This window comes from Parachlamydiales bacterium (assembly GCA_041671045.1).
Taxonomy (GTDB): Bacteria; Chlamydiota; Chlamydiia; order Chlamydiales; family JABDDJ01; genus JABDDJ01.
The window spans coordinates 202344-226763 of sequence record JBAZCF010000001.1 but is presented as its reverse complement, the minus strand read 5'-3'; the positions used below and the strand labels follow the sequence as shown (position 1 = coordinate 226763).

The window sequence follows — 24420 nt, the reverse complement described above, 5'->3', positions numbered from 1 at the left end:
TTATTTAGTTTCTTCGATGAGTTTATTTGTTTCAGATACAACGACTTTAGATAGACCTAAAACTGCTATCAGGTTAGGAATAACCATTAAAGCGTTTGCCACGTTGGCAACCAACCAAACGGTTTCAAGATCTAAAATAGCGCCTGGTAAAATCACAAGAATATAGATGATGCGATAGAAATAGATCCATTTTTCGCCAAAAAGATACTCAAAGCATTTCTCACCGTAATATGCCCATGCGATAATTGTAGTATAGGCAAACAATATAAGGCCGATAGCTACAACGTATTCACCGCCGGTAATCGTTTTCTTAAAGGCTGTGATTGCCATAGAAGCGCCGTTTAACATTTGCCCTTCCAGTGTAGTCGCACCTAAAACCTCTGTTACGGATAAAACCAACCCTGTCATAGTGCAGACGATCATTGTGGAAATCAGCGCACCGGTCATTGTAATCATCCCCTGACGTGCGGGGCTATCAGTTTTTGCTGCGGCGGCGGCAATCGTTGAAATACCCAGTCCGGATTCATTGGAAAAAATACTGTTTGAAATGCCCAACTGCAAAGCTAAGACAACCGTTGAACCTGTAAAGGCGCCTATTGCCGCTTGTCCGGTGAATGCACTTGAAACAATGTGCTGCAAGGCAGCCGGAATATGTTCGATGTGAGCCCCAATGACTATTAATGCTGCGATAATATAGAAAGTTGCCATAAGAGGGACGAGAACTGCTGCTACATGTCCAATACTGCGGATACCGCCAATCACAACTAAACCGGTGAAAACTAATACGACAAGCCCTGTCCAAAGAGGATTGATATTCCAGACATGTCCGACCCCTTCGACTATGGCATTCACTTGAACCATGTTACCGGTGCCAAAAGTTGCGATCACGCCTAAGACAGCGAACAATATAGCAAACTTTTTCCAGCCCAGACCATTTTCTATATATTGCATGGGGCCGCCGATCATCTCACCGCGGGCATCCATATGACGATATTTTACAGCAAGAAGAGATTCAGCGTATTTAGTCGCCATTCCTAATAATGCTGTAACCCACATCCAGAAAATGGCACCTAAGCCGCCCACGGCAACAGCTGTAGCAACCCCGACGATAGATCCGGTTCCAATCGCACCGGCAAGAGAAGTCATCAATGCTTCAAAATGGCTAATGTCACCTTTGGCTTGAGTTTGTTGTTTTGCTATTGCGGCGCGAAAAGCGTACCCTAGATATCGAAACTGAAATCCTTTAAGAATAATAGTCAGGTAAAGACCTGTGCCGAATAGCAAGAGCAGCAAGGGCCCGCTCCAAAGCCATGAATTAAGTAGTTCTAACCAATGAATAATTAACATGAAATTCTCCGTCGCGACGAATAATCCCACAATTTAATAACGTTAAACTATTTCTAATCAAGAACTTTAAAAGTTATCTTCTTACAGCTCGAATAGGATTACTCCCCATCCACAATAAAACTTTCTTTAGGCAAAAGCTTATGCTTGTTTTCGATGTATTCTAAAACCTCTTTAGAGACATTTACCTCAGCAGGATAGCTCCTTTTATCAGGGTGCAGGATTATACTGATGTGACGATAACGTTTTTTGATTTGCACTAGAGTTGAAGCGAATGGAATCCCATACTGTAGCGTAACATAATGTTTACGAATTGTTTCGTCAGAAGCACTGTAATAATTAGGAATTTGGTTTCTAAGGATCTGTTGTGTTGAATCCTCACTAAAGTTACCCATTGATGATATTTGCTTAGCAAGCCCTAACTGCTCAGCAATAGCAAAGAGTGTTTCTACATAGACTATTTTCATTTTGATTGAGGCAGGGTTTTCCGTTTTTTTATACTCGGCTAGTTTTTCAAGAATTAGTTTTTTCTGATCTAATGAAGCAGATACGCTTTTATCAACATTCATATCGATCACTATATTGCAGTATTCAAAGAGGACGGGGTACTTCTCTTTGAGAAGTTTATTCCATTCAGTTTCAACATAGGCTTGAATTTTTTTGATCTTTGCTACGGTGACAGGATCTTCTTTCTCATTTCTCTGCCTAAGTTCTGTAGCAATAGCATTCATAAGGGCAATTTTCTTTTCTTCTAACAGCTCAAGATTTTCACTCAACTCTTTATTAGGATCTAAGATATCTACAATGGAGCGTCTCTCATCCGATTCCAGCATCTTATGAAGCTCTATTAATGCTAATGAACGCTTATACGCATCTTCTTTATCCATGAACATATCGACATAATTCTTATCCATATAGGGCAGAATCAATTCTTTTATGATTTTAGATTTATAATCTTTAGCATAACTTATAACGCTTGCCTTTTCTTGGAAGAGAACGATACTAAACTGCCGTTCAGCCCTTTCAAAGTTCGCTTTTTCTTCTTCAAATCTTGCTTTCCAAGCAGCTTGGATTGTATCGAGAAACCTTACGAAGGGATTATTTGACTGCGGAAGCGCCTTTACAGTAAGATCCATAATTTGCTGGTAATTATCTTTAAGGTATTCTGCATAGTGTTGTACAAACTGTTCACAAAGAGATTGCAGAGTTTTATTTATTTCTGCGTATATTTCCTTTCCCAAATCTGTATTGATGGAGGTGCTCTCAGCTTGGTCATCACGTTCGCACATTACTTGCTCAATACATGAAAACATTTTTTGTAATTTTTCAATACTGACTGACTTGGGCTTATCTGTACCAAACGTTAATAGCAAAGGCTTTTTAGGGTCTTTAGGTGCTTCTGCTTCTTTATTTGATAGGGCAAATTCTTTTTTATTTTTCCGCACGCATTGGAGTGCTTTGCATAAACGCTCCTTGGTTCTTTCATACCCTTCCTTTACAAAAGCACTTATCTCATCTGCCGGACGGTACTGCTTAGGTGTGGGTAGGTTCTTATAATCCTTTAACAGTTCTAAAAAACGATTATTATGCGATTGGAGTTCCTCCAAACTTATTGCATCAATAAATTCCTCAGGGAGTCTATGCTCTGACTTTTTGCAAGGTAATGAAACCATTTGGCCCAACAAAATTTTAGAATACGCATTATTAAGAATTGTTCTGCTGGACTCATAGGATGGGTTACTACCCCATCTGAGCATTAAAGCTCGATACCTTTTCTGGCATTCAGAAAAATCTTTAGATCCTAGCACATCTTCGACAGACTGATCCTTTAGCTTTTCTACCCTCTTCGCTTGCCAACGGCCATAAGCGTCTAGTACAGTTTTCTTCGCAGTTTCAACCTCCTCGACTAAAATCATCGGGAGTTCTCTCTTTATATTATCTTCTAATGCAAGCTCTCTTAAAAGCTGATTACACTTGTCCCTTAAAGCTGTATATGAGTCCTCTTCAGCTTCTTGTAGATTTCCTTCTCGAATGGATTTTGCTTTGGATAGTTGAGGGATAAGCTGTCTTAAGCGCTCATAATAAACCTCTTGAGCATGAGTGGACAGTTTACTCCATTCCTCATCAGTTAATTTGAAATTGACCTTTTCAGTTAGGTCTAGTTTCGTTTTTTGATTATCTTTGGCTGTATTATACAGATTTGTCAGGTCAATGAATTTTCTTAAAGCTAGCTCTCGGGTTACAATAGTGGGGTCATTCATCTCAGTTTTGAATTTTTCAGCGTTGAGGCTATACGGTAGTATCTTTTGAAAATGATTAAAGACTTCTAGATAATTTAATTCCGTAGTGTCGTTACGCTCTGTGACTAGGTTAGTAATATTGTCATTATCTTCTTGCGTGGCAATATTGGTCTTACCCACAACAAAAAAAGCTTTGATAGATCTTTTTTCCATTTCTTTGAGGTCAAAAGCCTCTGAAAAAAACGATCTTACGAAGGATCCAACTAAAGGTATTGCAGCTAAAAAACGAATAAATCTATTTTCAAAGATAGCGTGGATCTTTCCGTTATATTTTTCTATTTTCTGATTTAGAAAGTTAAAGAGTTTTGCCGCACCCACTGCATGATGGGGTAAGAAATTCCCACATAATTCTCTTTCACCGGTAACACCATCCAAAAGGGCATTAGGTGAAGCGAAAAGTGCTGAAAGGGAAGCGAGATTAGTGTTTAAAGAAACATTAAGATCCTTAGCCAAAGTTTCTGTAGTAAGATGAAATCCATCTCCTAGAACATAAAAACCTATTCTATTAGTTTTAGAGTCTACAGAATTAAACTTATCAAGCAGTTCATGATCTATATGAATTGTTTTGTCTAGAACAACCGTATATATGCCCACATTCGCCATTTTAACACCTAAAAATAAATAAAAATCAATTATAACATTTGATTGTTAATATTTCATTAAGAAATAATTTAATAAATTTAACTATTATGAATATAATCAAGTTAGAATCCTGATAAAAAGATCTGTAGCATTCTTTTTATCAGCTCAAAAAGATAGAGGAATTCCACCAGTGCACATCTTCTTTAGAATAGTTCTGCGGAATGTCAAGAAATCGTATCGTCACCCCGGAACGAACGGCCTGTCCTGGGCTGCCATGCATAGTGGTCCAATACCCGCCTTTCAAATCTTGTTCATCGACAATCTGAGGAAGAGAGATTTGGCCATTGAGCAGATGCTGTAAAAGCATCCTTCGGAGGTCAGTTAGACAATGGCAAACAGCGGAAGACACCTCTGCCGGCCAAGGAATAGTATTTAGATATTTTATTTTACTTAAGGACATCTCAATAAAAGATTTTTGCTTATCGTAATCCGCTTGTTGTCCGGCTCCATAAAAACTTTTTACATCATAAGATAATGCCGTTAACGCCATCAAATGTGGATACATCTGGTCAAAATCCAAGGAAGGGTTATAGGTGCTAAACCACTGCCTTACCCATTGGCTCAACGAATGCCCTGGTTTCCATACCCTTTGCGCAAGGGACCAGAGAAGGCAGTGATAAAGAGTTCCTTGCGGAGGAAGATAAGTTCCTGAAAAAGCGATCGTATGCCATACAGGTAGTAGAGGAGAAGAAAAAATCTCATCTATCCCTTCTACATAAAGATGGGGCCATAACCCCCCGCCACAACCTGCTGTAGGGATAATCGGAATCAACATCCCTCGGTAGCGTTCTCCTAATCCCCTGCACAATTTCAGAAAAGCGGCTGCATCCTGGCATAAAAAGCCTATTAAGCACTGCGGTGGAAGCTTAGCAAGTAATTTCTCCCAAAAACTAATCTCGGAATGTATTTTAGGGTAGACCAAAACTAACTTCTGTTTGGGTTTTAAATCAGAAGCCCTCTGCTCAGCATCCTCAAGGATACTATCCAACTTGCTGATTCCCCTATCGTTAAGTTCACGAGAAAGAGGGGTTTCCCATTCTTTTGCAAAGTGGATGACATGATCCATCACAATTTCATTATTCCTAGCACTTCCGAAACTCAATCCATAGTCTTGAGAGGTTATACTTAGTCTTTGCAAGACTTCCTCAGGTAACTGCAATTGTTCTTTATCCCAATCTGAAACCCACAAAGCATTGCAGCCTAAGGCAAGTATATTCTCGCACAATACATCGATACGGTTTTGTATATCGGGGGCTGCTGCATCCAAAAACTCTATGATGAGAGGAGATTTCTCCAGGCAAAAAGGTCGTAAAGTAAAAATGGGGGTGTGCTTCTGATTTAATTCCGAAATGAATCCTGATTTCCATAAAGAATAGGACTGACAAACGCCTTGAATTAGCTCGGGAGAATTTTTAGCGCGCAAAGTGATTTTACCGCGTGAACACTCGGCTATGTACCCTTGCTCGCTGCTGGGGGTATATATAGTTTCCAGCGAAGGAAAGTTTACTTGGTCTGTAAGCGTTTTAAGAAATTTATCTGCTTTATCCATCGAGCAAAAAACACCATTTTGATAAAGTAAATGCTTAATTCAATTTAATAAGAAATTATGCCAGTCATCCAACCTCTACCTTCTCCAGCAGCAATAAAAACGTTGCTACCAGCCCATGGGCATATTTCACAATTTATTCAGAATACCCGGCAGCAAATTCGCCGGATATTACAGGGTGAAGATCCACGTTGGATTGTTATTGTAGGCCCCTGCTCTATTCACGATATCACAGCAGGACTGCAATTCGCTACCAAATTACGTGAACTAGCTCAAAAGACTTCAGAGACTTTATTTATTGTCATGCGTACTTATTACGAAAAGTCGCGCACTGCCGGAGGTTGGAAAGGGCTGCTTTATGATCCTAACCTTGACGGTACCCAAGATATTGAAGAGGGAATAAAACAGACGCGGAAATTTCTTCTTGATATCGCTCAAAAAGGCATCCCTACAGCAGCAGAATTATTGGATCCGTTGACCGTCCCTTATTTAGAAGATCTTATCAGCTGGTCATGCATCGGAGCGAGAACATCCACTTCGCAAACACATCGTCAATTGGCCTCCTCAGTAGATTTTCCTATCGGCATCAAAAATAGCACAGATGGCAGCATTGATAACGCCATTAATGGGGCAGTTTCAGCTTCCCTGCCTCACAGGCTTCTAGGTATTAATGCAGAAGGGCTGGTGTCTACCATTACATCCCGCGGAAATCCCGCTTCCCATGTGGTATTACGTGGGAGCGAAAATGGAACTAATTTCGATAAAGCCTCCTTAGAAATCACAGCACAAAAACTCGAGAAAACCAATCTAGTCAAACGATTTGTTGTGGACTGTTCCCACGGAAACAGCCAAAGAAATCCGCAGAAACAAAAACACGTGTTAAATAGCCTATTAGAAACTGCCGAAGAAGGTTTTTCATCTGTTTGCGGCATTATTTTAGAAAGCCACTTAAAACAAGGGCAGCAGCTTCTGCAAGCAGAAGCACCCCTATCCTATGGCGTTTCTGTAACCGATTCGTGCTTAGGTTGGGAAGAAACAGAGGCAATGCTTCTCGAAATGCATGAGCGTCTTCTAACACATACCTTATCCAAGCGATCATGTCTGGCTCAATAAGGGCATTCCTACTAGCGCTCTGCATATTGCTTGCAGGTTGCTGCAAAAACACATTAGAACTCTACACGGAATTCCTGGGGGTAGAGCAATACGCCAGCTATTATATCGGTACGCCTGACCCTGCGTTATGCAATCCTGACTTCGGGCAGATGCTTGTGGTCAAATGGGATCTTCCCTCAGAGTATTTATGTTATGGACGCATTCATATCCTAGTCACATTACGCTATCAATCCGGAAAAGAAGAAGAAATAGATCTGCCCCTATGTAAAAGAAGCGGCACATCTTCGTGGAAGTTGATGAACGAGAACTTTCTTGCTACTGGAGGGATTGCAACGTATAAGGCTGTACTGATGAGCGACAGCACCCCCCTCAGCTACTGGAACCAAACTCTTTGGAATGAAACAATTTCTGTAGGTGAAGGTACCGACTTGTGATACGGGGATTAAGACAATCCTTTAGGATAACATATGTATACTGCTCCCCATAGTTTGGGAGTTCGGCGTACCGCCTCACTCCCCAAATACTATATGATCAACAAGCTGAATACAAACGTGAACAACGCGAATGATTCGATAATCCCCAATGCCACAAAGCACTTACCGTAGATGGAAGGCTGTTTAGCTGAAGACTGAATACCTGTCGCTGCGCACATGCCCATATAGATGGCCGAAAACATGAACGCCAAGCCAGTAGCAGCTCCGATACCAATTCCTGCAATCCCTGTTAAAGTGCCTGCCTTAATTGCCCTACTCATCAGCAACATTAACAAAAAGCCATAGATAGACTGTGATGAAGGGGCTGCAGCCATACCAATAAATTTTCCGTGACCTTCTTCCACCCTGCTCATTACCGCATGCGAGGCCATGCCGGCAATACCGCACCCCACGCAGCTTCCAATAGAGCTTAAGGCTAGGGGCAGGGCCGGGCCTATCATATCAAGTTCCATAGTCAGTCTCCTTAATTATTCAATTTTCATTTTTTCTAATGGTTTAAAGGCCTTACCACCGCCTTCAAAAGAGTAGTGATACCATTCCAAGAAGTTAAGACGAAGGCCGTGTATCACACCACCCATAATACTGAGAACAATGTTGAAGGTATGCCCAATAATCATGATGATTATTCCAATGATACCCCCGATCGCAAGTGCTCCATCATTGACAGTTTCACTCATAATCACTCCGGCCATACCTAGAGCATATAACCGCAAATAGGATAAGACGTCGCTGAAGACTTGTATGACTTCTAGGGACTCCAGTAAGCCAAAAATCTTGTGGCGGAATATGGAAATTCCTAAAACAAGCGAAAACCCTATGATCATGAGATAAATCCCATCTGTGGCCATTGTATCCACATTAAATCCAAACAGAAATTGCATCAAAGTCGTAGCGCCAAGGTATTTTGGAATGTAGAAATAGCAGCCTATGATGAAGAGAATCCATCCAAAATTGCTAGGTTTCCGTTTGATATAACGCAGCATAGAAATAATGATGTGGACCATACCTATAAAAATGGCCAATTCCATCAATATGTTATCTGTAAATTTATGATATAATTCATAGGACATATGGCCGTTAGGTTTTTTCTCTGCCGCAGTCATAGCAATTTCCGTCGGATCTGTCATCGTTGCAATTTGCGGATACTTCTTGACCCATTCCTGGTATACAGCATCCTTATGCTCCCAATGGTAATCCGTTTTATTACGCTCCAACCAGTTAATGACTGAAACCTTCATCCAAGGACTGTCAGGAGGGAGAGGTATTCCAAAAAAACTATTGGAGAGAGTACCCCAGACAATACATGTTCCCGCTAAGATACCTATTAGAAGCCATATACGATGTCCTAATCCGCTCATCTTTTTATATTTGAAACGTAAAAACAGGACAACGCCTAAGAAAATAAGACCGTAGCCTGCATCTGCAATAATCATAGCAAAGAAAAGAGCAAAAAAACAAAGCACCCATAAGGAAGGGTCTTTATCTTTGCTGGAAGGTACATCGAAAATATTGATCAGGTCTTCACCTACACGTGCTACACCTTCATTTTCCAAATACGTAGGGACTACGTCAGTACTTTCCCGTGCAATCTGTTCGTAATAGACATCTGATTCTTTGGAAAGTTTTTCTAACTGATCCACTTTATCTTCAGGCACCCAGCCTTCGATAGCAAAGACTTCGTCATCCATCGCCATCTCGACAAACTCTTGGGTATTTAAGAGATTGTATCTGTTGAGCTTCTGAATTAAGGCGTGGTGGAGAAAAGTAGAATATTTCTGAAAAGATTTAAGTTTTTCATCATCTTTTGCAAGGGCTTTTTCTGTCTCATGGATTTTTGTATCCAGATCTTCCAAGCTATTATCTACAGCCATCTCTACTAAAGGCGCTACAAAAAGCGGCTCTTTAGAAATTCCCATATAATAATCGATGCCATGGTCAGAGTTAATATAGATAACCTGCTGCGGCAGGGCCTGCTCTCTGACAGTACCGTGTTTGGCCCAATAGAAAAATACTTTGGTATCGCCTTCTTTCTCGACGTACTGAATGTCTTCTTTAGAGAAAAATCCTAACGGTTCAACGCGGGCCCTTTCCAATTTCAGGATGCGCAAAGACTCAGCCTGCTTTTCGATACGTTCGTGCAATTCTAAAAACTCATTGACTATGCTATCTACAAGCTGATAGTTCTCTGTATCCTCTTGTTCTATGACAGGAAGGCTGCGCATGATCTTTAGAGCTCTTGTCAAATGCTCAAGATCCTCAGGGATATCGTGTGTACCTACGCCGGACATATCGATAAAATGAACGATACCCAAATCCTGTGCACTTTTAAAAAATACTTCTTTCTGTTGTATAGAACCTACGAAGAGCATTTTGTTCACATCTTTACGCATCAGGATCCTCCCCGGCAACCAACACTTCTAAGTGTTTCTTCTGCCGCTTGACAATCTTTGTTTTGGCTATTTTTGCCTGAGAGACTGCTGCCAACTGTAAATCTCCTAAGAATACTTTTATCTTCTTGATATTGCGCAAAGCGCGGGGAATCAAAATTTTCTCAAAGAGGTTAACACGGATGGAAACTTCGCGCAGCTCATTCTCCAAGATCTCTTTTTTTTCTTTGGCAACGTCGACAGCTACACTGGAAGAAACTAAATTCCGTATTCCTGTAATAGCGCTATCGGTCCAGATGGGCGTTTCAAAAAGACCATATTCGTAGGGACGAAAATCGATTTTCTCAAAATAAGGAACTTCAATGCCTGCAATATTTTCAAAACGGCGATGGATTTTATCTATTTTTGCAGCTTGCTCATAGTTGATATTAGAAAATGAGGAATACACAGCAGAAAAAGACTCGATTTTTTGGTGCTGTTGACGGTAAGAATTTTGGAGTACTTCAATCTCTTGCCTTGCCTCCTGCACCTGCGCCTGAAGCATGGCTTTTTTTAACTGCAAAGTCGGCAGATACCGTTCTAGCTGGGCTAGGCGGATTTGCTGATTACGCAGATCGTTTTTTGTAAGTTTTATCTCTGCCATTCTTTATTGCACCGTTTGAGCAACTTCCGCCGGCCAGTATCTCTCCACTAAGGTTTGTTTAATACCCGTCTGTCCGGGCTCAAAGCAATCCGAAAGTATTTTCCATCCTAAATCCAATGCTTCAGTGATAGAGTAGTTAACTTCAAGGTCCATCATCTTATCTTCAAACAACTTCCCGTAGCGAATCAACTGCTCATCCCATTTAAAAAGCTTGAAACCCATGCTTTGTCTTTCCCTGGCTTTTTTAGCCTCTGCGTAAAGACGAATCATCGCATTGGCAAGGTCTCCATGGTCTTCACGCGTTACTTTACCAATCACCAACTGTTTTAGACGCGAGAGCGAACCGAAGGGATCGATTTTCCCATTATGCAAGTAGAATTGCCCTTCAGTGATATATCCGGTATTGTCCGGAACGGGGTGGGTAACATCATCTCCCGGCATTGTAGTCACAGCAATAATCGTGATCGAACCACTTCCCTCAATCATGACAGCTTTTTCATAGCGGGAGGCTAAATCGGAATATAATGATCCCGGGTATCCCCTATTAGAAGGGACTTGGTCCATAGTAATACTAATTTCTTTAATTGCGTCCGCAAATGCAGTCATATCCGTCAGCAAAACAAGGACGTTCTTATCATTGATTGCAAACTTCTCCGCACATGCCAAAGCCATATCCGGAACTAATAAACATTCTACTACTGGGTCTGTGCAGCGATGAGCAAAAATAATGGTTTTATTCATTGTGCCCGACTCTTCCGCGTTATCAATAAATGCTTGATATTCAGCAAAAGTCAGACCCATCCCTGCGATGATCACCACATCAGCATCTGTCTGATTCGCAATACGCATCAACAACTTATTGTAAGGTTCACCCGGAATAGAAAAAATAGGGATCTTCTGTGATTTAACCAAGCAGTTAAACATATCGATCATAGGAATATTCGTTGCCACTAACTCACGGGGAATAACCCTTCTAACAGGATTAAACGAAGCACCGCCAATATTTATCGATTCGCCCACAATAGAAGGACCGCCATCTATCGGCCTACCTGAACCACTTAAACGTCTACCCATTAAAGCATCGCCATATACAGCCTGCATTTGACGGCGTAAAAAGGTTACTTGGTCATTGGTTGAAATCCCACGCGTGCTTTGAAAAACTTGCAATGTGACTTCCTCCTCCTCGATCCTTAACACAGAGGCAAAAACTTCCCTTCCATCTTTAAGTGTAATACGGGCTAACTCACCCATCGACACGCCTTTGGCGCGGACTGTGATCAGGTTTCCCCGCATTTTTAATATTCTGTCATATACTATTTTCATAACACACTCATCGATAACGGGTTTTATTTCACTGCTTCAGGATTTTCTATCATACTATGGATCTGCCGCATTTTATTGCGGTACTCATTGGTGTCCCGCGGCATGAAGTTCATGTTCTTTATGTTGTTTTGCAGCTTCAAGAAATACTCTCTCGCCACATCATGAGAAGAGAATTTAAACTCTTGGTCAAAGATCTCATTAATAAGTTTAAAAAGTTCTACTTGTCTATCAATAGGGCAATATGCGTCTTCTTTATCAAAAGCATTTTGCTGCAGGTAGCTGAAATCGTATAATTCTGCTTTTAAGTAGATGATGAATTCTGCCATGGCAGTACCTTCCTCACCTACAACCTCCATCCTTTTTCCGATCTCACTGCCCATGCGCAATAGTTGCGATGCGCGCCGTACTTTACGACCCCAATCATCCAAAAGCTGGTTCAATTCCATTCCAACTTTGTTAGTATAAGACGACCAAGAAATCAACGGATCGATGGATGGGTAGCGGCGTGAATCAGAACGTTCGCGCGACAGCCCCAAAAAGGCTCCGACAACAGCTAAAGTTGCCTGTGTCACGGGTTCTTCAAAGTTGCCCCCTGCCGGTGAGACAGCACCGCAAACTGTAATAGAACCGGTTTTTCCGTCATGCAACGAAACAACGCCCGAGCGTTCATAAAAATCTGCAATACGCGATGCCAAGTAAGCAGGGAACGCTTCCTCCCCCGGAATTTCTTCTAGTCGTCCTGACATTTCTCGCATAGCTTGTGCCCATCTAGAAGTGGAATCTGCTAGTAATAGCACATCCAATCCCATCTGACGATAATACTCTGCTATAGTCATCCCCATATAGACAGATGAATCTCTCGCTGCTACAGGCATGGAAGAAGTATTGCAAATGATGACAGTACGTGTCATCAAGGTCTCGCCGGTATGGGGATCAATCAAGTGTGGAAATTCCCGCAAGATCTCTACCACTTCCCCTGCACGCTCGCCGCATGCTACAACCACAACGATATCCACTGAAGAATATTTTGAGAGATGGTGTTGTAAAACTGTTTTACCTGCTCCAAAAGGACCCGGCGTACAGAATGTGCCCCCTTTCATGATAGGGAACTGCGTATCTAAAATACGTAATCCGGTGTCCATCATTTTGGTAGGCTTGATTTTCTCGCCTTCGAATAAACTATTCTTAATGGGCCAGCGTTGAACCATTGTGAAGGAAAACTCTTGGCCTTTTTCATCTTTAGCTTTAGCTACAACCGTATCAATATTGTATGAACCTGGTTTGATCACCCAAGTTATTGTATACTGACCGTACAAGCTAAATGGCACCATGATCGCATGATGAAAGCGCCCTTCTTGAGTAAACCCGAGGGCATCGCCTCTCTTTAATACGTCCCCTACCTTAGAGGAAGATTGATAGTCCCAGTTTCTTTCTCTATCTAAAGGAGGAAGGTATATTCCACGCGGAAGAAAATAGCCGGAATGCTGTGCAACTTCCTCTAACGGGTTCTGTAATCCATCTACAATTGAAGTAAGAAGTCCTGGCCCCAGCTCAGCCTCTAGCAATTCACCGGTAAAAGACACCCTGGTATTAAACGCTATTCCGCGCGTATCCTCAAAGACCTGAATTTTAGCTTGGTTGCTGCTGATCTCAATCACTTCGCCTTTTAATAGCAAATCATTGACATGCACCATTGCCACTTCACCCTGCCTGATATTTCCATCAAATTCCACCAATAGCAAGTTTCCGAAAGCGGTAATGACTTTTCCTTCTGCGTTAGGGGAAGAGGTTTGTACGTTATCCTCAGTAGAGTTTTTCATGACGGTTCCTTAATAAATGAATCCACAAATTTTAAACCTTTCGTATTATCGAGTTCAAACCAACGCTCCAAAGCAATCAGCTGCATGAAGTAACCTAAAAGACGTTCTATAGAAAATAGATCTACGCCTAGAAAATCGTTTATTTTTATAAAGCGCCACTCTAGCATTGCCTGCATCAATTCTAAGGGAGAGTCCGCATACTCATCATAAATATTTTTCAGCTCTGAATAATTGTCAGGAGGAACAATGCTGCTGGAGTCTTTTTGAACAAGCAGTTCAGCAATGATAGTATCGGAAGGATCCTCAAATTGCAGTTCTTTTAATAAATCCCGCCCCATTTTCTTCGCACGCATTGCTGTAAAAATTAGTCTCCACTCCCGATCAAATTGCAAATATTTGCGAAGAAACCCTTCACTATGGTCAATTTCATAGATATAATAGTTTGCCAGCAATGAGGAGAAGTTTTTTAAGCGATCCTCAGCGGTCTGGTATTTTTCCAAATAATCAAAGAAATAGGGTGGAAGGCCGTTAAAGCCGTTCAACGCCTCTTCCATCTGCATTTTGTTTAAATTTCCATAAGGGGAGAAGGGTTCATGCAAAAGCATGTTGCGCACATTCTCCACATCGTAATAACGACGCAAAACTTTGACTTTATGCAAATCTTCGGCAGACAAATTCTCTTCGAAAAGAATCATAAGTTCTTCAAATGAAATCTCCGGTGGAGCATTTAACTCTAGCGAAGGCAAAGCGGAAGCAGGAAAGTAGTAACGATTCATAACCTACCGTTTAGCTTGTAAAAATCATTTTACGAAAATCTTTGCGTAAATGTTCTGCAAGCAGTTTTTTGATATCGTCCTGGGTTAAAGAAACGCTCATATTTTTACCCTGTACAGTAATTTTTACTCCTCCAGAAATATCACCCACCTCTACAGATTGCTTTTGCAATTTTTGCAGCACTCTTTTAGCCAACAGTTTATTCACTTCTTCGGCATTGACAGACTTAGCCACAACAACAACTAAGTCAGTGTCTAAACCATCTTTTTCAATAGCTTTGACGAGCGCACCTATTATGCTAGCGATAATTGCAGGTTCTGAAAGGCTATCTGAAAGCATATTCTGCAATTCGCTATTAAATAGATGGGTAATCTGCTGCTTCAAGCTTTCAATAGACTGTTTGGATGCTTGCTCCAAAGCTGACTCAAAAATATTCTTGTCTTGCGCAATCTGATTATGAGCCTCTTTTATAAGGCGCTCTTTCTCTCTTTGCCCTTCAACAATTAGTTCAGCCTTGCGCTGCTCCCCTTCCTCGATGATCTTCTGTGATTCTTTCTTAGATGGATCGATCACATTTTTACGGATTTCGTCACTGATTTGCTGGATGCGTGTTCTTCCGTCTTCTAACGTTTTCATAATGACTATATATCCTTAGAGGGTGTTAATTTCTTCTCTGGAATACTCGTTATTTTCCAATTATTGGTATTTTTGCAAGTATATTTTGCCCTCTATTATGCAGTAATTATTGTTTTCAAAAAAAATTATTCTATGTTATATGATCCTAACAAGTCGTCTCTGATCTATAATAAAAGGAGCTTTGCAATGCGCGCACTAACTAGAAGATTACTATTACTAACTCTTATTCAAACAATTTTAATTACTCCCTTTTTACAAGCGGCAAATCCTATAGAAATTAGACCCAATAAACAGGTCCCTTCTTCCCCCACTCCTCCCACTCCGCAACCGATGATCGTACAATTTACCCCTCCTCCCGGATGGGGTGCAGCTGATCCAAGCAGCCTTCCTCCAAGTGTAAAAGCAATGGTAATAGGAAAAGGGAAAGGTGCTTTCCCTCCCTCCATAAATTTAGGTATGGAACCGTATACAGGAACGATTAAGCAATATTTAAAAATTATCAAAGCTATCAATGACTCCCAAGGAAGTCAATGGAAAGACCTCGGAACTGTCCGCACCGCAGCGGGTGATGCTAGTCTTTCACAAGTAGACTCCAAAACAGAGTGGGGAGAAATCCGCATGATGCATGTCATCCTTCAAAAAGAAGGAACCATATACATCCTAACAGCTGCAGCAAAGAAAGACGAGTTTCCTCAGCACTATAAAACTTTTTTTGACAGCATGAAGTCTTTACGGTTTAACGGATCACCCATTGATTTAATCACTAATGCTGCCCAAAAAGAAGCTCTACTTAATCGCATTCAAACCGTAAAATCTGCTTTTAATACTTTAGCTGCTAAAGAGAAAAGCTCATATCCATCTGAAAATGAAGAGACTATTAAACAAAAAGTTTTTAATAATTCGAATTTTCAAATGGAATATTGGAACCCTTTTACCCAAACTTTGGACCGTGATTATGCTATAATGGGTGATGCCTGGAAATCTTTAATCGTCGAGTCGACACAAAACGAATTGATGAGAGAAAAAAAATAATAATCTCTAAGAGAAAAAATTTGCGCAAAATATTTTTGTATGCAATACATGTAGAGAATTGAAAAGAACAATTTACACATATCTTTTTCGACACAATAAGGAGAACAGAAATGAAATTAGTCAAGAAATTGATGGCTTTAGGATTGGCTGTGGCGCTCTTCAGCTCATCCTCCAATTTGAACGCACAAGACTGCTGCGTTGACACGGGAGGCTATTGCTACGAAGATTGCCGTCGCGCACCTTGCATCACACCTGCGATCGCATTAGGCGCAGTAGCATTAGTAGCTATTATTGCTGTTGCAGTTCAAAACTCCAATAGCGGTCACTCACATTAATTGTGTGGACTCTACAATCTATACGGAAAAAGAGCCTTTGGGTTCTTTTTCCTATCTTAATGTTCCTTACTGCAGCCTGCTGTCAAAAAAATTGCTCATCTTGGGATATTTGGTGTAGCTCTCCCGCATGCCCGCAATACTACTCTGCAAAAGTTTCAAATATAATCTGTAATCCCTTTAGGGACATTAAATTTGAAATTATTCGCACAGGAGAAGATTGGAGAGGGATTTTCATCGTACAAAGCGTACCCTTAATACCCTGCGACTGCACTGAACGTACAATTTCAATCTCTATCTCTATAGACTGCGAAGAAAAAATGATTGAAGGAATAGTTTTTGAAGGTGGACAACAAGTACTTCTTAGCCCGGATGACTCCATCACCCTCATTGAAGCTTTGCTTAATCAGCAAGAAGTCACTGTTAAAATGGGAAGATATTGCTCAACCCTGCCACTAGAAGGTTTTTATGATGCCTATACTGCATTCTGCAAATAGCCGAAAAGACACCCGTCCAATAGATACACAGCATATCATAGTTTAGGAACAGGCGGCTTGCCCGCCGCTTTATTCTATCATCCGTCAGGTAAAATTAAGGTGCATTTCCCTAATAAACCTGGGTAACAGCCCTTATGGATCGTCAGCCGTCACAAGCCCCCTCTGAAGACGCATTTCATAAATTGTATTTTCAATCGCTTCAAAATATTGATCTGCAAAAAAGAATTGCTGCCTGATATAATATCCTTCAGGCTCTTCTTTAAGATGCATAAAAAACTCTCCGAACTGGTAACGATACTCTAATAATTGCTGAGCGCCCTCCTCAACATGGCGACGTGCCCGCTTAGGACCAATGTTCTGATCTTTGGTTGCCCGCTGCAAAGTAGCAAAGAAATCCTGAAGATATCCTTTTAAATCACTAATATCGTACTCAACATCATAACCGCTATGATGCTCCTGACGAATCTTAGAACGTACTTGGCGTAATAACTGTTGGAATTTTTCCATGCGCTTATCATGCCCTTGATCTATCGAAGGACCGATAATACCGCTGTGCTGCCAATATAGCCGCTTAAAATCCTGATTGGAAGTAATTAAATGATCCTTCCAATCTGCACGAAGCAGCCGTCCCATTACATAACGCGTATAGTCCACACATTCGCGTCCATAAGCTCCCAACTCATTCATTTCATCCAAAAGCTCCAATACATGATCTGCATGCGTCTTGAAATATTGGGAAGAGATTAACGGCTGCGCAAGAGTATGTAATGCACGGGATATTTGCTTTTCAATATGCTCTGTCTTCTCTTTGTCATTTACTGTAGGGCCTGCTTCCAGTGCTCCTATTAACTTTTTATACTGCAAATCCAGTTGTTCAACCGAAAGGTTCAAATCATTTAACATCTTAGCATAACGAGGCGGCTCCCCCACAGGGGAATCAGCAAATCCCCATCTCGCTCTTACATAAGGATCGGGATGTGAACGCAAGAGGAAATCACGTAGCTTGCTTATGGTACTTCCTAAGGTATGGACTTCTTTTTGATACCCTCTGACCGTTTCTAGTAAAAAAGATCGCCCTTGAAATTCTGTAAAAAGATGCCGAGGCGAGGCTTTCAATGTTCTACTCTTATCATATAACGCTGTTTCCAATGCGCTATGATACTTTTTTAACAGGGTGAAGGTCTTGTCCCTTGAAAACTGCTGGAAAGATTTTAAGACGGACTCATTAGAGGCTGAATGGACTGGAACAAGTCCCTCCCATAATTTTAAAAAGAAATAGAGGGATTCAAACTGCTGGGAATACTCCGTGCCTATGTCATTTAGAATTTCGTAACCATTAAGCTTTTGCACTTGCTTATCCACATCTTCGGCCACTTTCTGATAAGTTTCAAACCGCTCTATGAATTGGTTTGTCTGCATTTCTAAAATATTTTCACAATTTGTTAAATCGCTCTCAAGCTCTTCCTCTAACCCTTGTCCGCCACTCCAGGGACTTAAAAAGCGCTGGTACCATGCTTTTTCATTGCCGGAGCCACTGAGAGCTAATTTTAGCGATGCAATGATTTCTCGTGTTAATTTGATATGCTTGTTCAAGACCTTTGAAAATCCTTGCAAGCTCTCTTTCAAAGAGACTTTCCATTTGGTAATGCTGGCATAAGAAAGCTGATGAAAGAGCTCGTTTACAAAGCCTTCTAACAGTTCAACCTGCTCCCAAAGTATCGTATTATAAGTCCTGATGAGATCCTGCCAACCCTCTTTTCTTTCAGGAATTTCTTTAAGCACTCCTTCAATTTCTCTAGCAGCACTCCTAAAATTGCCTGCGGACGACTCCCCCGGTTGAGCTTCATTGGCAAACTTCTTTATCTCGAGCACTAATGCTTTGGAAATATACTCTTCATGAGAATTCAAGAATTCATCTAGCTTTTGCACTAAGGAAGCGTCGTTCAGGGAAATCCCTAAGAAATCTATACCCTGCCAAGTCATGAAATTCACCCTGGTTAGAAAATATTCTTTTTGAATAACAGGTATTGGGAAAAAAGAAAACGTCTAGCAAATTTTCCCAAACATGCTATGATTATGCACAGGTGAATTCGAAATTGAGATTTTGACCTTACGATTTCCTTCAAATTCCACTCTCTCGTGGTCAATGACTTCACTTAAATTAAAATTTTTATTATCCACATCAAATACAAAGTAATATGTCTAAAGAACAAACTATCCCATTTCAGAAGGGACATGATTTAGAGTTCCCCTGCACTCACTGTGGCAAGGATGTCACTTTCTCGGTTTTCGAACTTGATTCTACGCAAGGAAAGCTCCAATGTACGCACTGCGAACAAAACTATCTTTTCAATGATCCAAAACTATTGCATCAACTTCGCCTCTTCGAGAACCTTTGCCGTCAAATTCACGCCTCTGAAGAGATCCTAAGCAATACGTCGATAGGGATTAATGTGGGATCACACGCCGTAGAGATCCCGTTTAAACTTTTACTGACCCGTTTTAACTCCCGTTTAAAGCTCCAAATGGGAAAAGATGAGGTTATTATTGCTTTTCGACTTGAACCCCAGCAAATGCCTGTTAAAAAATGAGGTAGCCCATGTCCGCAAATACTCCGTCTAAACTTGAACAACTCCGTAAGATGACGACTATTGTCATCGATACCGGTGATATCGACGCTGTTAAAACGTATCACCCTCAAGATGCCACTACTAATCCATCGCTTATCTATGCAGCCTCGCAAAAACCTCAGTATCAGCATCTTATAGATAATGCACTCGATAGAGCAAAAAAAAGCGGCGGCTCTTTAGAGCAAAAAAAAGAAAAAATGATGGACATCCTATTCGTCAATTTCGGCGTGGAAATCCTGAAAAACATCCCCGGCAGAGTCTCAACCGAAGTAGATGCACGTCTATCTTTTAACGTTCAAGGCAGTATTGAAAAAGCTCATACTCTCATTAAACTTTATGAAGAAGCCGGAATAAGCAAAGACCGCATCCTAATCAAACTCGCTTCCACCTGGGAAGGTGTGCAAGCTGCTAAAGTTCTTGAGAAAGAAAATATCCATTGGAACCTCACCCTAATGTTCAGCCTTGCCCAAGCCGCTGCGTGCGCAGAAGCAAAAGCCACCCTAATTTCCCCCTTTGTTGGGCGTATATTAGACTGGCATAAAGAACGCCGTGGAATCGCCTCTTTTGCACCTAGCGAAGATCCTGGGGTAATCTCAGTAAGACAAATCTATTACTATCTCAAAAAGAACGGCTATAAAACACAAGTGATGGGTGCAAGCTTCCGCAATGTGGATGAGATTTTAGAACTTGCCGGATGCGACCTTTTAACCATTGCCCCTCAATTGTTAGAAGAATTGGAAAAGCTGACCGGAGACCTTGAACGCAAACTCGACACCGCTAAAGCCGCTAGCTTAGGATCCGATAAGATCGGAACCGACGAAAATACATTCCGCTATCTTCTGAACGAAGACCCAATGGCAACAGAAAAACTTGCTGACGGAATCCGCCGCTTCGCTGCAGACTCAATAAAACTAGAACAACATCTCCAAACTAGACTAGCATAATATGGATAGTAAAGAAGATTACCAAAACCTTGTCAAAGCTTCGCAAAACAAGTATGTGCTTCGTGGTGTCGAAGCTCTGCTACACTGGGATCAGGAAACATATATGCCTCCTCAAGGAGCTGAATTCAGAGCGGAGCAGCATAAAACTATCGCTTCCCTAGTGCATAACGCATCCACATCAACGGAGCTTAAATCTGCTATTGAAGCTCTAATAAGTATCGAAACCGGCGAAGTAAAAGCGACAAACCTGCCTGTCGACCAACAAGCTGCCCTCATCCGTTGGAGAAGAGACTACAAAAAATCTGTAGCCCTTCCGGGCTGGTTTGTAGAAGAGTTGGCCAAACTCACTTCCCATTCATTGGAAGCTTGGAAGGAAGCAAGAAAAGAAAAAAACTTTAATAAATTCGCTCCCTACCTAGAAACTTTAGTAGAGATGGCCCAACGTCAAGCAGAGTTCTTAGGCTTTAAAGACAATCCCTATGACGCCCTCATAGATCAATTTGAACCGGGAGCAACGACAGCTTCGACAACTGAGTTATTTGATTCTATCAAACAGCCTCTTGTCGAACTGCTTAAAAATATTACAGAACGTCCACAATTAAATACTAAATTTCTTGAAAACCCTGTTTCAGAAGATAAACAACTAAAAATGGGTAAGACCATTTTAGAAGAAATGGGATATAATTTTAGTAAAGGTAATTTAAGCAAAACTACGCATCCCTTCTGCCAATATATTGGCGCAAACGATTGCCGTGTCACCACTCGCATTCAAATCAATGACTTCATGAGCAATCTTAAAGTTGTACTGCATGAGGGAGGACACGCACTTTACGCCCTGCAGCTTCCTGTGGATAAAGCGGGTACTCCGTTAGGAGAAGCTATCTCCATGGCTGTCCATGAAAGCCAGTCCCGGTGGTGGGAATGCTGCATAGGTTTAAGCAAACCCTTCTGGAAATATTACCTTCCTGTCCTACAAAAGGAATATTCGCCTCAGCTAGACGGCATCCAGCTAGAGGATTTTTGGAAAGCGGTCAATAAAGTTAAACCGAGCTTTATTAGAGTGGAAGCGGATGAACTCACCTACCCCCTCCACATCATTCTCCGTTTTGAGATCGAGCAGGCCCTTATCAACAATCAATTGAAAGTTAAAGATGTACCTGAAGTCTGGAATAGTAAAATGAAAGAATTGCTAGGCATCACACCTCCAGATGATAGCATGGGATGCCTTCAAGATGTACATTGGGCCTTTTGCGGGTTTGGATATTTCCCCACCTATCTGATGGGTAATGCCTACGCTGCATATATGCTTGAAGCTTTCACCGCCCAAACACCTGACTGGGAGGCTAGGCTGGCAGGCGGTCAGCTTGCTTTCATCAATGAATGGATGGCAAAAAATGTCCACCAATATGGCAGGCAATTTGACGGACCTGAACTTCTAGAAAATATCGGTAAAAAGCCCTTTACGGCAGACCCCTACATTCAGTATCTGACAGCTAAGTATACTGAAGTTTACGCATAAAAAAGAAACGCCAAGAAACAGACGTATAATCTTGTTTCTTGGCGTAATTTTTTAATCGCTCATTAGACTTCTCAAGTCCAGCTCACCTCAGCGTTCCATAATGGAAGCGAGAATATCCCTGAAAACTCTTGTCGTAATTGATGCTGCAAATTGGCATGGCCCTTTTTCTGAATCGAGTTTTCCAAAACTTTTAAAACGTTCATCAAACGGTAAAACTGTTCAGGCCGCAATGCCCTCTCCCGCCATAACAGTGAAGGAGCAAAGAGCAGATATGTAAGAAAATCATCCCCTTTAACATCTTTATAATTAGGCGAGACCCATTGAAAAAGTGCAAACAAAAGTCCAGAAAATGCGGCTCCCGTATCAATTCCATCTTTGCAACAAAAACTCAAAGCATCTGCCTGAGACAGCTCTACTATCTTCAAAGTAGTAAGAACATAGGTCAAATCAATAAAAGCATGTCTTTCTTCCCTTGTCAAAAGGGTGGCCTTTTCGAAGAAAAGACTGTGGACTGCCTCAATACATTGCGGTAAAAACTCTGAATAGAGCGGCCTTTGCAGATGCGGGGGAAAAAAGAAACCTGAATGATCATCTTTCATATGCTCTAAAAGTATTTTCTTAAAGCTCTCTGCCTCATTTTCATCCTGATAATGATCTGTCTGCCGGTAGAGATCTGTATCATAAGTGAAAGTGCAAACTTCAAGGTGGTTTGAAAAGTCTTTGTGATGCAACAACCCCTCAATAGCTTGACAGCGAGCAGCTTCCTTCCAAGTTGTTTTATCCTGCAGCACGATTAACAGATGTTTCTTGATGCCGCTGCCCGTCTCGCAAGAGGTAAGATAGTTTTTAAACTCTTCATTCACAAATGCTTTATGAACATACTCTTGGTGCGTAGGACTTGGCATGCGGATATAGAGTAATCTCTTATCATTAAAATAAGCTGCATATAGCGGTGAAGGTAAATTCAATTGCCCCATCGGATCAAATTCATCGTTTTCACCATCAAGCAGCATATCCAGCATTTTATTGAGCGGCCCATGCGCATGCACTTGTATCAGATGCTGCAGCTCTTCATAAGATTCCATCAATTCCACTAGACGATCCTGACTTTTGGATCCTTTCTTACCTTTATGAATAAGATCATTGGTGAGCGTTTGCAAGATAGACAGGCCTTTTGCATGGATATAAAGACCTCTACATAATCCCAATGTCGTTTCGCGAATAAGTCCGCCTATTTTATTGTTCCCGATTGTGGAGGAAACTAGTAGTTTCTGGTACTCTTTAGAGTGAAGTATTTCTCTAAGAAAACGTTGGAAATCTTTAAAATATGCAAGGCAACTTTTCGAAGGATGTTCACTCAGTAAATGTTTGGGACTAGCGCTAAGGAGCAATGCCATCGAAGTTTTTGTCAAATCCTCTACTAATGGCTTACCTTTATTGCGCACAGCCTCCCTAAAAAACATATCCAGCTTATTTTTGAGCGAGTTTATCATGGAAGCAGCTGTTGCCTGGATGTATTTGTCCAGCCAGATATCTAAGCGCGGTAAAGTGTGACGTTTTTCTTGACTCCGGAAAAAATGCCCCAAATCACTTACCAATTTCAAATTTCTAATTAGCCTAGGATTGAAAAAACGGGAACCATCCTCTTTACGGATGAAAAATAACTCATATTCAGAGTCTCTCTTTACAGAATGTAAATCAACAAACACATGCTTGGTTGTATCATTAGCAGAATGTTTAAGCTTTAAATGCGCTTTTGCCGCTAAAGGCCCTTTTGATAATGCAAGTATCCACTTGCCCATATGGCCGTCGTCAATTTTTGGTGCGACTTTAGTTAAATAGTAAGCTTGCAGCTGTTGGTACTCTTGTAATTCCATTACACTGATAGGCTGATGCGACAGAGTAAACAAGTTTCCATATTTATCTAAATTTTTTGCAGCTTCCCCCACTAAGACCATAATAGTCCTAATTTCTTCTGCCGTCTGCTTGTCATTGACCTCATTATAGCCTTTTTCGTAGAAACCGATGAGATATTGTAAAATGACGCGGAATATATCTTTTATCACCGCTAGCGTACTTTCTCCGTCGCTATGATGCAGCCATCTGACTGAATGATAAGAAATCTTCTTCTCTTTAATTTTTAGCTGCTGCTCTTCAACAACCCCTGTTTTTTTATCCGCTCCCAACTCCGCAATACTAGAAAGAGTTTCTATTGCATCTACTAACGTTAACTCTTTAGTCTGATCTTTTGTTTTAGTCGCCATATGAAAAACTCAGTTGTAGTTTTTATGAGCAAGTAAACTTCTTAATATTATTATTACAGTTTTAAATATAAATTTGAAAATCAAATAAATAAATACACATTAATTCATACAAATAAAAAATAAAGAAAGACTAAAAAAAGAAAAAAGCATAAGGAAGGACCTTGTTGCATAAATTCCCGA

Annotated in this window: 20 protein-coding genes; 8 read left to right on the top strand and 12 right to left on the bottom strand. The window is 41.0% G+C overall.

Annotated features, from left to right (window positions below):
* From WC222_01095 to WC222_01085, 3 genes are all read right to left on the bottom strand, one after another.
* Entirely contained in the window at positions 1 to 1347 is a 1347-nt protein-coding gene (locus tag WC222_01095) for a sodium:alanine symporter family protein (GenBank protein MFA6914967.1), read from the bottom strand.
* A 98-nt stretch (positions 1348 to 1445) separates the two neighbouring features.
* Positions 1446 to 4247, bottom strand: coding sequence for a J domain-containing protein (locus tag WC222_01090; protein MFA6914966.1), 2802 nt, complete (start codon positions 4245 to 4247; stop codon positions 1446 to 1448).
* Between the two features lie 139 nt (positions 4248 to 4386).
* Entirely contained in the window at positions 4387 to 5835 is a 1449-nt protein-coding gene (locus WC222_01085; GenBank protein MFA6914965.1) for a hypothetical protein, read from the bottom strand.
* Positions 5836 to 5892: 57 nt separating this feature from the next.
* On the opposite strand from WC222_01085, the gene WC222_01080 reads away from it, so the two are divergent.
* A complete protein-coding gene (locus WC222_01080; GenBank protein ID MFA6914964.1) occupies positions 5893 to 6945 on the top strand; it encodes a 3-deoxy-7-phosphoheptulonate synthase in 1053 nt (350 codons plus the stop codon).
* Positions 6930 to 7379, top strand: a complete 450-nt coding sequence (locus WC222_01075; GenBank protein MFA6914963.1) for a hypothetical protein — start codon at positions 6930 to 6932, stop codon at positions 7377 to 7379. Before WC222_01080 ends, WC222_01075 begins: the two co-directional genes overlap by 16 nt.
* Before the next feature lie 89 nt (positions 7380 to 7468).
* On the opposite strand, the gene WC222_01070 is transcribed toward WC222_01075, so the two are convergent.
* Genes WC222_01070 through WC222_01040 form a run of 7 tightly spaced genes read right to left on the bottom strand, consistent with a single transcriptional unit; the run spans position 7469 to position 15022 of the window.
* A complete protein-coding gene (locus tag WC222_01070; GenBank protein ID MFA6914962.1) occupies positions 7469 to 7891 on the bottom strand; it encodes an ATP synthase subunit C in 423 nt (140 codons plus the stop codon).
* Positions 7892 to 7906: 15 nt separating this feature from the next.
* Positions 7907 to 9829, bottom strand: coding sequence for a V-type ATPase 116kDa subunit family protein (locus tag WC222_01065; GenBank protein MFA6914961.1), 1923 nt, complete (start codon positions 9827 to 9829; stop codon positions 7907 to 7909).
* Positions 9822 to 10469: a V-type ATP synthase subunit D gene (locus WC222_01060; GenBank protein ID MFA6914960.1), complete on the bottom strand. Its 648-nt coding sequence runs from the start codon at positions 10467 to 10469 to the stop codon at positions 9822 to 9824. The genes WC222_01065 and WC222_01060 overlap by 8 nt, the downstream gene beginning before the upstream one ends.
* A gap of 3 nt (positions 10470 to 10472) precedes the next feature.
* Positions 10473 to 11792: a V-type ATP synthase subunit B gene (locus WC222_01055; protein ID MFA6914959.1), complete on the bottom strand. Its 1320-nt coding sequence runs from the start codon at positions 11790 to 11792 to the stop codon at positions 10473 to 10475.
* A gap of 23 nt (positions 11793 to 11815) precedes the next feature.
* On the bottom strand, positions 11816 to 13612 hold the full coding sequence (locus WC222_01050; GenBank protein ID MFA6914958.1) for a V-type ATP synthase subunit A: 1797 nt from the start codon (positions 13610 to 13612) through the stop codon (positions 11816 to 11818).
* On the bottom strand, positions 13609 to 14388 hold the full coding sequence (locus WC222_01045; GenBank protein ID MFA6914957.1) for a DUF2764 family protein: 780 nt from the start codon (positions 14386 to 14388) through the stop codon (positions 13609 to 13611). Before WC222_01045 ends, WC222_01050 begins: the two co-directional genes overlap by 4 nt.
* 10 nt (positions 14389 to 14398) lie before the next feature.
* Positions 14399 to 15022 (bottom strand): V-type ATP synthase subunit E, encoded by a 624-nt coding sequence (locus tag WC222_01040; protein MFA6914956.1) that lies wholly within the window; start codon positions 15020 to 15022, stop codon positions 14399 to 14401.
* Positions 15023 to 15208: 186 nt separating this feature from the next.
* Here WC222_01040 and WC222_01035 point away from each other — a divergent pair, with 186 nt between their 5' ends.
* The 3 genes from WC222_01035 (at position 15209) to WC222_01025 (ending at position 16883) form a co-directional block, all read left to right on the top strand.
* Positions 15209 to 16054: a hypothetical protein gene (locus WC222_01035; GenBank protein MFA6914955.1), complete on the top strand. Its 846-nt coding sequence runs from the start codon at positions 15209 to 15211 to the stop codon at positions 16052 to 16054.
* A 110-nt stretch (positions 16055 to 16164) separates the two neighbouring features.
* On the top strand, positions 16165 to 16389 hold the full coding sequence (locus WC222_01030) for a hypothetical protein (protein ID MFA6914954.1): 225 nt from the start codon (positions 16165 to 16167) through the stop codon (positions 16387 to 16389).
* A gap of 2 nt (positions 16390 to 16391) precedes the next feature.
* On the top strand, positions 16392 to 16883 hold the full coding sequence (locus WC222_01025) for a hypothetical protein (GenBank protein ID MFA6914953.1): 492 nt from the start codon (positions 16392 to 16394) through the stop codon (positions 16881 to 16883).
* A gap of 132 nt (positions 16884 to 17015) precedes the next feature.
* Here WC222_01025 and WC222_01020 read toward each other — a convergent pair whose 3' ends face one another.
* Positions 17016 to 18866 (bottom strand): hypothetical protein, encoded by a 1851-nt coding sequence (locus tag WC222_01020; protein ID MFA6914952.1) that lies wholly within the window; start codon positions 18864 to 18866, stop codon positions 17016 to 17018.
* 215 nt (positions 18867 to 19081) lie between these two features.
* Here WC222_01020 and WC222_01015 point away from each other — a divergent pair, with 215 nt between their 5' ends.
* From WC222_01015 to WC222_01005, 3 genes are read left to right on the top strand one after another with little or no spacing between them, the layout of a single operon-like run.
* On the top strand, positions 19082 to 19474 hold the full coding sequence (locus WC222_01015; protein MFA6914951.1) for a hypothetical protein: 393 nt from the start codon (positions 19082 to 19084) through the stop codon (positions 19472 to 19474).
* Between the two features lie 8 nt (positions 19475 to 19482).
* The gene (gene tal, locus WC222_01010; protein MFA6914950.1) at positions 19483 to 20457 is read left to right on the top strand and encodes a transaldolase; all 975 of its coding nucleotides are present in this window, start codon (positions 19483 to 19485) and stop codon (positions 20455 to 20457) included.
* A 1-nt stretch (position 20458) separates the two neighbouring features.
* Positions 20459 to 21976, top strand: coding sequence for a carboxypeptidase M32 (locus WC222_01005; GenBank protein MFA6914949.1), 1518 nt, complete (start codon positions 20459 to 20461; stop codon positions 21974 to 21976).
* A 71-nt stretch (positions 21977 to 22047) separates the two neighbouring features.
* On the opposite strand, the gene WC222_01000 is transcribed toward WC222_01005, so the two are convergent.
* Positions 22048 to 24240 carry a hypothetical protein gene (locus WC222_01000; GenBank protein MFA6914948.1) on the bottom strand — a complete coding sequence of 731 codons (2193 nt, stop codon included), beginning with the start codon at positions 24238 to 24240 and terminating at the stop codon, positions 22048 to 22050.
* Between the last annotated feature and the right edge of the window lie 180 nt (positions 24241 to 24420).